6 protein-coding genes are annotated in these 12,185 nt (G+C 36.5%); 5 read left to right on the top strand and 1 reads right to left on the bottom strand.

The features are described from left to right. Positions 1-86: 86 nt before the first annotated feature. The 4 genes from NC818_00185 (at position 87) to NC818_00200 (ending at position 9,535) form a co-directional block, all read left to right on the top strand. A complete protein-coding gene (locus NC818_00185; GenBank protein MCM8783187.1) occupies positions 87-5,234 on the top strand; it encodes a hypothetical protein in 5,148 nt (1,715 codons plus the stop codon). A gap of 8 nt (positions 5,235-5,242) precedes the next feature. Further along, on the top strand, positions 5,243-6,718 hold the full coding sequence (locus NC818_00190) for a hypothetical protein (protein ID MCM8783188.1): 1,476 nt from the start codon (positions 5,243-5,245) through the stop codon (positions 6,716-6,718). Between the two features lie 185 nt (positions 6,719-6,903). After that, entirely contained in the window at positions 6,904-8,424 is a 1,521-nt protein-coding gene (locus NC818_00195; protein MCM8783189.1) for a hypothetical protein, read from the top strand. 190 nt (positions 8,425-8,614) lie between these two features. Further along, positions 8,615-9,535 (top strand): class I SAM-dependent methyltransferase, encoded by a 921-nt coding sequence (locus NC818_00200; GenBank protein ID MCM8783190.1) that lies wholly within the window; start codon positions 8,615-8,617, stop codon positions 9,533-9,535. Positions 9,536-9,686: 151 nt separating this feature from the next. On the opposite strand, the gene NC818_00205 is transcribed toward NC818_00200, so the two are convergent. Next, positions 9,687-10,535 carry a hypothetical protein gene (locus tag NC818_00205; protein ID MCM8783191.1) on the bottom strand — a complete coding sequence of 283 codons (849 nt, stop codon included), beginning with the start codon at positions 10,533-10,535 and terminating at the stop codon, positions 9,687-9,689. Between the two features lie 189 nt (positions 10,536-10,724). On the opposite strand from NC818_00205, the gene NC818_00210 reads away from it, so the two are divergent. After that, a complete protein-coding gene (locus NC818_00210) occupies positions 10,725-12,110 on the top strand; it encodes a phosphoglycerate kinase (protein MCM8783192.1) in 1,386 nt (461 codons plus the stop codon). The last annotated feature ends 75 nt before the right edge of the window (positions 12,111-12,185 follow it).

Below are 12,185 nucleotides of genomic sequence, written 5' to 3' on the forward strand. Positions count from 1 at the left end.
GGGGGATGTTTCCCTGTAAGAGGATATATCCCCTTTGCGTATGGACGATATTAATAAAATTTAAAAAGTTATTAATATTAATTAAGATGAAAACAATAGCTGTAAAAAGAAAACTGGTAGCCTTAGTCATTCTAGAAATTCTTCTATATAATCAGTTTGCTTTTGCATATGACCCAATAAAAGGATTTGTCCCATTTGAGCCGGTTATATCGGAAGGGAGAATTAATGCAGGTGGTATAGATTATATAACGCAACCCTTTCTTCTTACTTTTCCTTACGTTCCAGCACCTGCTCAAGGTCCAAGCTACACAATAGGGGGAACTTTCGTCCTCCCATCTGTCGAACAACCTTATTCAATGATAGAGTTTGCAAAAATCATTGAACCGTCTTTTATCCCAGATTTATCATTTCTAAATTCATTAGGAAATAATCCAGATGTCTGGAAAGATGTTTTTAATTATGATGGCGGTCAATACCTCAATATGATTAATACTGCCCGAAGGTTATTTACAATGGATAAAGATTATATTCCGATATTCCTATTTGAAGATTCTAGAAGAGTGAAAAACGTTTCCGAGTGGAAAAGTATGGTTTCGCGAGATGAGGCCTATTTACCCCACGAATTTTTTGGAGGCATTGTGGATTATGATGGTTTTTCGGCTGGATGGGAAAGAACCATAGAGATGGATAATGGTATGGTTCTCCAACAGCGAAAAACATTATTTCAGAAAGACAAGAAAAAATGGGATATATACGGATTTACCGATTTAGGAAATGGAGAAGAATTCTTTCTTATAATAGAACAAAATAATTTTGAATCATCTATAACTTCTTATATTGCGGCCAGAACTCCCGGGAATGGGCTTACGCCAATATATGAATTCTGCAGGAAGAATTTCCAATTGAATAAACGCACATCCGGATATGTAAATAGCTATGATACAGAGATCTTTATCAGGCCTCGCGGAGGAGGAAGACAAAATATTGGCTTGAAGGTTACCGTAGAAGGAAATGTTAATAAGAGGAGAACAGACGGTTCTATTTCCGAGTTTGATTACAGATTATTGACTGAAGGTAGCATATCTATTGATGGTAATAAAATCCCAATTAATAGCGTGGTAGAATACAGAGACGTATGTTTGGACGAGAGATTTTCCGTGCCATTTTCTTATAGGCAGTCCGGTTATTCAGAAGGGAATATGGGTTTAGATTTTGCGACCTATTTCAAAAGAATAAGTCTCAGCGAGGAATTATTTGTTGATTTTAAGATAGATGGTATAGTTGCTTCTGATCAAAGCCAGAAATCTATTACTTATGTTAGACACTTTTCTGATTGGGATTTAATATTGGATATTTCCAACGTAGATCTTGATATGAAAACTATTTACAGTCTATCGCGCCAAGATTTACATGATATTTTTAATTCAAGTGCAAAAACCAATCTGAACCTGCGGAGTTCTTCAGGCGATAAGGCATATTCCCTTAGTTGGTACGGAACGTCATCTAGCATAAGCATGACGGGACAAAGTACCAAGATGATTGATCTAGGTTACAAAGCCACTTTGTCCAACTATACCATTTCTGTTGCCCAAAGAGCATCATTGTCTCTGGGTAATTTATTTAATGAGGATTTTATGATAGATAGCTTTATAGCTAATTTAGAAAAAAATGTGCCTAATTTTAGCACAAATACACACACTGAGGTCATAAGCCAGACATTTAAGTCGGGGAATAAAGTAATTAGTATTAAAACGGCCTATCTAATTGATTTTAAAAATGGCCTTACGACAGTTCAGACTACAACAACAGAGATAGAAGCAAATGATGAAGCTGAATATTTGAATAACCTGCTATCAGGCAATGGTGTAGTTAAAAGGATTTTATTGAAGAAATATTCCCAGTTGCCGACTAAGGTAGCGAATGGCACATATCAGTACAATCAACTATCATCCAATAACGTAGTTTTATATGCTAACTATGTTGATAATGATGGAATTATTGACGGGGTATTACTTGATTATAATAAACAAACAGCGGAAATTCTCAGTTCTAAAGGCGAGGGTAACATTGGTTTTAGGCAATATAGTCGTTTACCTTTGAAATCCATATTGGGCGACAGCCTTTATGAATTAAAACAATTAAAACAGTTTATAGAATCCTCCCCCGCGGGGATGGAGAAAGCGGGAATTTATAAATATGACCAGGATAACTACGCATTCCAGAAACTGTGGGAAATAACCAAAGGAGAGGATGGCAGTTATACTTACTCTGTCCTGCCGGTACTTAATTTTCAGGAAGAAACCCCGTATTTGTATAATCTTCTAAAATATACGGGACAACTGGAAAAGTTTCTGAACGGTGAAGAAGTTACAATAGACCTCGTAAAAGAATTAAATGATAGAGCAAAAGAAATTGGAGCAGGCAGAGATAAGGCAAACGGATTTATTCATAGTCTCATCGAATTCTGGGGTAACTATAGGAGAGTTTTATTCAACGAAATGAGTCTTTTGGGAGCCAGCGTTGTTAATGGTTACAACGGATCTGATTCCCGGGATTTTGTTCTTAAGATAAAATTAGGAGATGTAAGTACTTTAAGTAGCTTAAGGGAGAAGAAAAGGATAACCGTCATGCCACTATTCGAGGAGGTGAGCGGAATAACTATTATTGAACAGGGGACGGAGATGGGTTCGGTATTAAAGAGAATAGTCCTCAAATCCTCAATGCCACCCCAACCTAAAGATTACTTTGACTTCCTATATAATTATTACTTAACCCATACCGTGGAACGGGAAAGGTGGCAAGAAGGTTACGTTATAAATAACGGGATTGAGGAAGTTTATGATTCCCAAAACAGACTGAGGATTCGTCTGCGAATACAAGATGGAAGGGTTGTTGATATAGAATATCCAAATCCAAATATAGAATCATCCCCAGTTTTGAAGTTTATCAATGGTGATATCGTGCAGCCGGGATGGAATTCAATCTATGCTTTGTTAGGGAAAGAATATATAATGGGTGCTTTGAGGCATTTAGATGAAGAAATAGGAAAATTTACAGGAAAATATAGAGGCGTAGAAGGCTTAAAATTAGCCGAGGAAGAAGGCGTAATTTCGGATTACATAGTTCCGTTATTTGGCCCTGCGGGGAAAATTATGAAGATTAGTCCGGAAACCCTGTTAATAATTTTAGGGAACGCAATAATCATTAATAGGATAGGAAAGATGATAGCATTTGAACTTGTTGAAGAGGATGGTAAATATAGAGTAAATATTACATTGAGAGATTCTAACAGAATTATAGAGGCAAAAAGCGGTTTATTACCACCCGCTATGCTAGACCCCGAAGCTTGGGGCCCCTCGGTTTATAGATTTATGGGTTGTACCCGTGGTTTTGTAGATATGCTCAGCAAAGGATCCGATGTATACTTAAGCAACATAAAAGATATGTTAGTTTTTCTGCAAAGTTTTGTTACCGAAGGTGGTCCGGGAGGAGACAACCCATTTTCTTCATGCAATATGTTAGAATACCCCAATGATGATTATTTCAGGTTTCAGGAATATGGTTTAAACGAGAGCACGATGGCATTGGGGATTTCGGAGCAGTTTTTTAATAAAATAAGTGAATTCAACTATTATTGCAATATTTCAAAAGTTGCAGACCAAATAAAGGATAAGAGGAATGAGTGGATTACCCTTCCTTCCGCTGGTAGCCTTTCGGATATATTAGGAAGTTATTCCTTAGAAGGTTTTAGGATATTAAATGATTGTATTTCCGGTTTAGTATTGGGGGGTAAAGGAACTGGTTCTGCCGCTTTTAGAGTGGGCGCTTCAAAAATTTATATGGTTGATTCTGCAATAGCATACGATGAAAACGGCATCGGAGATTTGACTTACATAAATCCATATACAACAGAATTTGAATTCGGTGATGATAAACCACATCCTCCAGACATGTATCGTCCCGCAAACAAAGATGGTTTCATACAGTGGGTTAACTCAATACTTTCAAAAGAGCTTCAACGGGAGGACGAGGTCACGAGAAGCAGGATTTTTGATGCTTTATGGGAAGTTTATCAGTTTGCCAAAAGAGAACATAATATGGGTATATTTTATTATTATTTGAGGGGGGCAGGCAATAGTGGATATGAAAGCGGAACAGAGATGTCCAGGTTGATGGTTGCGGCCGATGCCGAAGGCCAAGAAGGGCCTTTGCACGATGTTGCAACTATTATGACTATCAGGGATGGCAGACATACCAGCAAGCCAAATATTGCAAAATATTTTGGCATCTGGAGAGATTATTTTAAATATCTAGTGTTTCCAGAAATGGGAGATAGCTGGGAACCTGCAAGCGGACAGCTTGTTCTTAAATCTAATGAAATAAAGGTGAGCTGGGATTTAATTGGGGCAGTTGCTGCTACGGTGGCAGTGTACATTTTGGATAGAACAGGAGTATTGGATCACACAATTCTTCCATGGATTAGTGCAAAGCTAGCATCAGCCGGCTTGGGCGGGGTTGCCAAAGTAATTGGATGGGGTGTTAAAGCAGGCGTGGGTGGCATAAGAGGCAGTAGCATATTTACTTTTTTCTGGGGTTTACCCCTTATGTTTGGCCAGTCAGGAAGCGTAAATTTTACAACTTGGTTTAATTCACTAGGCGCTCAATTCTGGACTGGTTTTATGTATTCAGTGCTGTTCGGTTTGTTTTTTACGCCTGCGCAGTTGGGCATTGGAGACATGGCTCCACTTATAAGCTGGGTGGGAAGGCCTTTTTCATGGGCATTAGAACGCATAGGAGGTAGCATATCACCATATAGCTCTGCGTTAGGCAGTATGTTTAATTTTGGGGCTAAGAGTATCAGGGCTCTGCTCAGCTACGGAAACGCTTTACAAGGCCTTATTCAAGGACCCAGAGGCGCTAGTTTAACTAACTGGAGGTATATATTATACTATCATCCCACTGAACTAATGGAAGAAACACTAATACCTGCCGCTATTAAAACCATGTTTAGAGATGGCTCACAAAATCTATTGTTTGCCTCCTCGCCCATGGTTAGAACAATTAGAAATCTCGCTATCGCGAACTTGATTAATACCGAGACATTTGGTGGCATGGCCGAGATGCTCGATTTTTTTGAGAATCCCTTGGGCTTAGTTCTACTTCCTGGAATAATGAAGATTTTTAGAAATTATGGATGGTCAGGAGTTGTGGGTCTTCGAGTTCCAACTGATTAGGTAAACCTATGAAAATAAAGCTTCTTATTCCAGCCTTATCTTTAATATTATTATTTATTACCAGCAGTCCTTCTTCTGCGGAGACGGAACGGGTGGCACATGAAGATGCGGACTTATTAAACAAATACATTCATATAATGCAAGAAAAATCTCTTTATTTAAAGGGAATTCCTTCCTCTGATATCAACATAAAATTACCCGTTGATGTAAATTGTGAATATTTAAATTCTTTCTTAGGTGAAATTAGGAGAAAAGGATTACCAATAGGAGCATATAAATTGGATAAAACAAATGATATTGAGAAATTGCCTCCTCCTTTTTTAACGTATTTAAATGGTTCTGGCTGGGTTATTGTAGTAGATAAATCGTTATCCGGCTATATCATCAAAGATAATAAAACAGGCGTAAGTCGAGAGATTTCACAGAGTAAATTTATAAGCAGTTGGGTTAATATTATTTTATCTCCCTTGTTGTGTGGTACATGGTTGTGGCAGTACTGCCAAACAGAAAAAGAGGCAAACGATTTTTATATTATTTATTCCTATCATGATGAAGATTTTGATAGTATTAGGAAAGCCTTAGATGAGATTATGGACTTAGCAACAAAGAAAGGCAGAAGGTTAGTATATATAGACGAATTGGGTTTGATTCCGCTTGATACAGTAAATAACTATATAAAAATTTATGGCTTATCCGAAAAGGAAGCATTTGATAAGATAAAAATCGCCATATCAGAAGAGAATAAGAATATAGAGAAAGGTATCCCGCTCTATGATTCTTTAGATACTTACAGTAAAATTTATAACTATTTAGCGGAACATAAAATAAAAGTAATTACAGAAGATTTAGAATATATTAATTGGCGTAAGATAGTTTTGCTAGATTATTTAAATAATCTGCAGTTTGCGGTTCGTTCATTCTTTTGCGGGAACATAGACCTTTATCTAGATTTTATTAAAGACTACAATTATGGTTACTGGGAGTATAACATAAAAGAGAGAGACAACAATTTTATCCAACAAATAGAGGCTGTTATAAAAGATAATCCTGAGGACTTATTTTTTACTATTAGAGGAATTGGACATTCTGGTTTAGAAGAGATGTTGACCAAAAGAGGGTTTCAAGTCAAGTTTATTGTCCTTGGAGAAGGATTTACAATCAATAATCTTACATATAAACATTTTATTCAATTGTGCAATAATATAAATGTATATCTTGGCGATGATAAACAGCTATATATCTTTAGCCTTGTTCAAGAATATTTACGGAACTATTTCTTCATATTTAGGAAATTGAATTCTAGAATTGCAGTAATAGAGGCCAATAAGCTAATTGAGAAAATAAATGTAGATGATATCTTAGCTTTAAGCAAAGCTATTTATGAAAGCATTAAAGATTCCGGATTGTTACAGGATGAGCAGAAAGTTTCCAAATATATATATGATTGGGTTGTTTCAAAGATCGGAATTATAAATAAAGAATGAGAATAGAGGAATAAATACTATTGATTGGTTAATTAACAAAGAAAGAGTAGTATTTCTACCTCGTAGGTGGACACGATGGTCACTTGCGAAGTGGCGAGGTTTATCTTCCCCGAAGATTCAAAACAACTTTCTTTATAAAAACCAAGTTTATGGTATAATAAAAAATTAAAAATAAAAAATAAAAAATGAGACGGTTTTACTTAACTTTTATTTTTTTAATCAGTGTTCTATTTAATTTTAATTCTTTAGCTCTTTCTGCAATTTCTCCTTCCGAGGAAGTAAGAGAGATTTCTTTTCAGAAAAATCTCTCTTTTCTTTTCTCAGAGTTTAGCAAGTCTCTGGGCAAAGAAATAGAATCTCTCTATTTTGAAAGTCAGTTAGGTTCACTTCCTAACAGCGTTATTTATGAGCCGTATATTAAGCATATACTTGAAGTTTTTAGAAAGAAAGGGATATTCTTACATGCTTTTAAAATTACTCCAGAAGAAGAAAATATCTCGGTTCTTAAAAAAAATGGTTCGCCGTTTATTGCCTATTTAAAAGATAAGGGATATGTTTTAGTAAGAGAGATTTCTGCTGAAGGAATTGTTTTATGGATTGAGGGTGAAAAGCTGCTTATTCCTGAGAAGGAATTCTTAGAATCTTGGTCAGGTTATATTTTATCTTTACCTTTAGTAAATATAATGGCCGAAAGGGTAAGGGATGAGCGGGTTAGAGGTGGTCGGTTTATTATTGCCTATGCATACCATAAGGAAAACTTTGAGAAATTAAGGCCAATTTTAGATAAGTTGCGCCAAGAGGCAGATTTTTCCGGCAAGAAACTTATCTACATTGATGAATTGGGGCTTATTCCCAAAGAGTCAATAAGAAAGACCCAAAAGACTTATAAAATAGAAGAGAAAGAAGCATTTGAACGTGCAAGCAAAGCTTTGGCCGAAGAAGTAGAGCGTTTTTCTCGGGGGGTTTCTACCTATGACGAAAATCCTTTCTATCAGGCACAATATTCATATTTAGCAAAGTATAAAATTATCTCCTATATGGAAGAACTTGATTATGCTAATTGGCGCCATATTGTGCGTTTTGACGAGTTAAATATCCATAATAAGGCAATAAATGCCTTTTGTCGGGGAGACCCTAGAGGGTATGTTAAGAAACTTAAAGAATACAATCAGGGTTTTTGGCTCTATAATGTTAAGGAGCGTGATGAAAATTTCCGCCGGCAAATTAAAAGAATTGCTCAGGGAAACCCTCAAAGTATTATCTTTACCTTGAGGGGAATAGGTCATTACGGCCTGGAAGAAAAACTTGATTTAGAGGATTTTACCATTGAGACTTATGTAATTAGTGAACGGGGTTTTGAAGAAAGTTTTATTTCTGACCAATTGTGCCAAGTTCTTGATAACAATGGGGTAGAAATTTCTCCTGAGGAAGAAAGAATCTTAATTTTAAGGAGTTTTCCTGAAGAAGCCTTGCGCACCTATTTAAATAAAGAGGTGGAAGATTTGACTGTTACTACTTCTCTTGCCAAAAAAATCGTAGGGAGATTAAAGGAAAAGGAGATTAAGATTCTCTCCCGCGATATCTCTTATGCTTTTGCCAAAGAAAAGATTAAGAAACCCGATGAAGTCTGGGAGTATGTATTTAACTGGAGTAAAGCGCGGGGCAAAATAACCCTTCAAGATAACCTTACGATGGGTCTTCCTTAGCAATTCTTTCTTGTGAATTTTCTGTTGTTCCAGCCAGCACACATCCTTGACGATAGCCGATAATTGTGGTATCTTTAAAGAGGAAGCAATTGCAAGAATAAAAATCTTGAATTGTTTTGTAAAAGTATACCCTGTTTGGGCGATTTTAAGCCGGTTATAAAATCTTTTTCTTAAAAATGGCTTAGCGGTGATGAAATTTAGAAGAATGAAAATGGGGCTTGTTTTATATTTTGCTGTGGTATGGTCTTTTCTATCCGGTAGCTATCTTATCTTACCTCAAAAGAGCCAAATTATCTACGATAGGCTAAGTGCACGTAGAGTAAAAAGTGACTCTCGTTCAGATTACAATCTTACTTATTGTGCTCCTCAGTATTTTATTGATGGGATTAAAGAATTTATCCCACCCTCTTATTACCCTATTGCTTGGCGGTTATATGAACATTTACGAACAGGTTATAGGGGGGAGCTGCTTTCTTCCGATTTAAGAACTGCATTTATCCAACTATTTAAGTATCATGGTATTAGGTCAATATTAGATTTGGGTTGTGGGAGGGGTAATTTTTTGTTTATGCTTCAACCTCTCGCTAAGGAAGCGGGGATAGAACTGGTTGGTGTAGATTTAGAATTATCTCAAGATGTTAAAGAGAAAATGAGCAGGCTTGGTATTGAATTTTACGAGGGCGATTCCGAGGATTTAAGCGAATTGGTGGGCAGGAGAAAATTTGACATTATTGTTGCGGCAGGAGTATTGGGGCAAGCTCAAATTTCTCTTTCTAAAGAAAATCTATCGCAGGCCCAAAAGCAAAGCACGCATATTGCTCTTGCGGCAGTAGATGCATTAAGTAGTAATCCTTACGCAGTGTTTATTACCGCTTCAATATTCTCTTTTTTGTTTTTAGAACGCAGTAAATTGGAAGAGATGGGTATTAGAATCGTTTATTGGAATAATGAAGAGATGAGGGTGAGAGAAGAGACGAGCTGGGATTCCATAGATGACCGCATACGTGTTTGGTATGGGGAGAGATATTACGGGGAAGATTGTCCAAGTATTGGATTCTACAACCTATGGAACCAAAGCGCCAATGTTGCGGTTATGCAAAAACGAAGATAGAATCTAAAGGGAATTATTCTCTAAAAAAACATCTTAAATAGATTATGGCGTAGTTGCAGGGTTTTACTTAAAAAAAGTCTTCCCGACTAACTGAGTTGTTGATAGTTCGTCTTTCTTAATTTTTGTTAAGATTAGAGGGGGGATTCTAACTTTATTTTTTGCCACGCTCGGCAAGGATTTTATCCCAGACCTCTCTTTGATATTGAGTGAAAAGTTCGTAAAGTCTTGACTCTAAAACTTTTCTTTCCCCTTCTTCGCTCCATAGTCTATAACTTTCCGAACAGAGCTTAAAAGCAATCATTAAAAGCTCATATTTATAACCTAATACTTCTCTTAAACGCTGCTCCTCTTTTTTTAGAGATTCTTCTAATTTTTCGTAGTCAATATTTATCGCTTCATAATCAATTAAATAACCATCCTCGCCGGTTTTAGGATTATAATTTTCTCCTTCAATCCAGTGTTTACCTACGCGTCCATCATCTGCTTGTACTGTATCCCGCGTATAGTCTATACCCCAGCTTTTGAGCTTAGGTAAAAACGGGGGGAGGGGCCTATATTTTTCTGCTTCTCCTGTCCAGGGATTCTGTACCCATCCGGAAGGAGGAGAGTCTTCCCTTCCTTCTGCATATTGATAGATATAGCAACCATCTTGGTAAAGGGTAAGAATATAAGGGACGTTTCTTGCTGGCACTTCTCCCGTTAAGAACCAGTATTCATTCAAAAGAGCGCAAATAAGATGAATTTTATCTCCCCCTTTTGACTTGGCAATTAACAATAAAGGAGGACTAAATTTTACTCCTTTAAGTTCTTCTATCTCAATAAAATCAACCTGCCCAACGCGCCAATTATTTGCTGCTTCGCGTATTTCTTCGGTGGTGATAAACGAGGGATGAGTTTTTATTCTGCGTAGAGAAGAATAAGAGAGAGGTTCTATAAAGATAAAAAGAGCGTTAAATAATAGACTAAGCAAAGATAAGAGTAATAAAATTCTTGTTCTCATTTTTCTTCCCTGAGAAAATATAACACCTAATTTACCTAGCGTCAAGGGACACTTGACGATTTGCAAAAAGCGTGTTATATTTTAAACGAAACTAAAATTCCTTTATCTAAGGATGCGGTAACTAATCTTTCCTTTAAGCTTAAATTTAGAACCCCTATAATTAAATACATAAAGAAGGTGTTTATACAAATGTTATTGGTGAGGTTATTTTTGCTATTTGTTTTTGGTTTAGATGTATTATTTAATTTTTCTTCTTATTTATCTTGCCATAATTTTCTCTACGCATTACGCAGAAGTAAGCAAAGTAATATTTTTAGCTTAGGAATTGGTTCAAAGAAGACTATCGATGATTTGGGAGATATTTATGGCAAGGTTGTTTTAGTGAGGGTAGATTTTAATGTGCCTATTAAAGATGGACTTGTTTTAGACACCTATCGCTTAGAAAGAGCAAAAGAGACAATAGAAAATTTAACTAAGCGTGGTGCGAAGGTAGTTTTGATGTTTCATTTAGGCCGACCCAAAGGAAAGATTGTTCAAGAATATAGGATAGAACCGGTAATTGCTAAGTTTAGTGAAATGTTAGGCAAAGAGATTAAAATAGGTCCAGATGCCGTAGTAGGTGATGAATTAAGGGAGTTGGTTAGCAAGATGAATCCGGGGGAGGTAATTTCTTTACAGAATTTGCGTTTTCATTCCGGAGAAGAAAAACAAGATGAAGCCTTTGCGGAGGCAATTCTTAATTACACGAGGGCAGAGATTTACGTAAATGATGGGTCTGCCAATATGCACGGTAGCGACCAAGTGTCTGAAACTATCTTACCTCTCTTAATGCAGAGAAGAGGGCTTCCGACGGTTTTAGGAAAATTGGTGGTAGAAGAGTTTGGAATTCTGGAAAATTTTGTTAAGGGTGGTATAGATTTAGCCTTGTTTGGCGGTTCAAAATTTGAAAAGATTGAATCTATAAAGAATTTAGTGTCTAGTGGAAGAGTAAAAACTGTTTTTCTCTCGGGAGCAATGGCACACTTGTTCCTTAAAGCCAAAGGATTTGAATTAGGAAAGTCTAAAATTGACACAGAACTCGTGAGTGAAGCAGAAGAGATACTTGCTTTAGCCGAAAAGCGTGGCGTACGCATTGTGCTTCCTGTGGATGTGCGTTTAGATGATGGAAGTTTATTAGTTATTGCTGATAAAAAAGGAAATAAAATTGCTGATATACCGCCAGAAAGAGCCATTTGGGATATTGGAATTATTACTTTAAAAATGCTCAAAGACATGATGGAGATGATTCCTTCTTCAGGAAGAATAATTAGTAACGGCACCGCAGGATGGTTAGAAAAAGGTTTTCCTTTTGACTGGGGAACAAATGATATAAATAGAATGTTGATAAATCATCCTGCAGAAAAATTAATTTTAGGAGGAGAAGGAGCTTTTGCTGCTTTGAATATGTTGGCTGAATATCAGGGAACACCTGAGCAGTTTAATATGACCATTCTTACTGCAGGAGGAGCAGCACTTGCTTATCTAGCAGAAAGAGCGGATGAGCTTACGCCTTTTAATTATATTGATACGAAGTGATAATGAGTCGTAATCCGTAAACCGTAATCGGTAATTTGTAATAAAAAATAACGAACTCAACGAAATAACCAACTA

The organism is Candidatus Omnitrophota bacterium (assembly GCA_023819145.1).
Classification (GTDB): Bacteria; Omnitrophota; Gorgyraeia; order DTHP01; family DTHP01; genus JBFWKV01.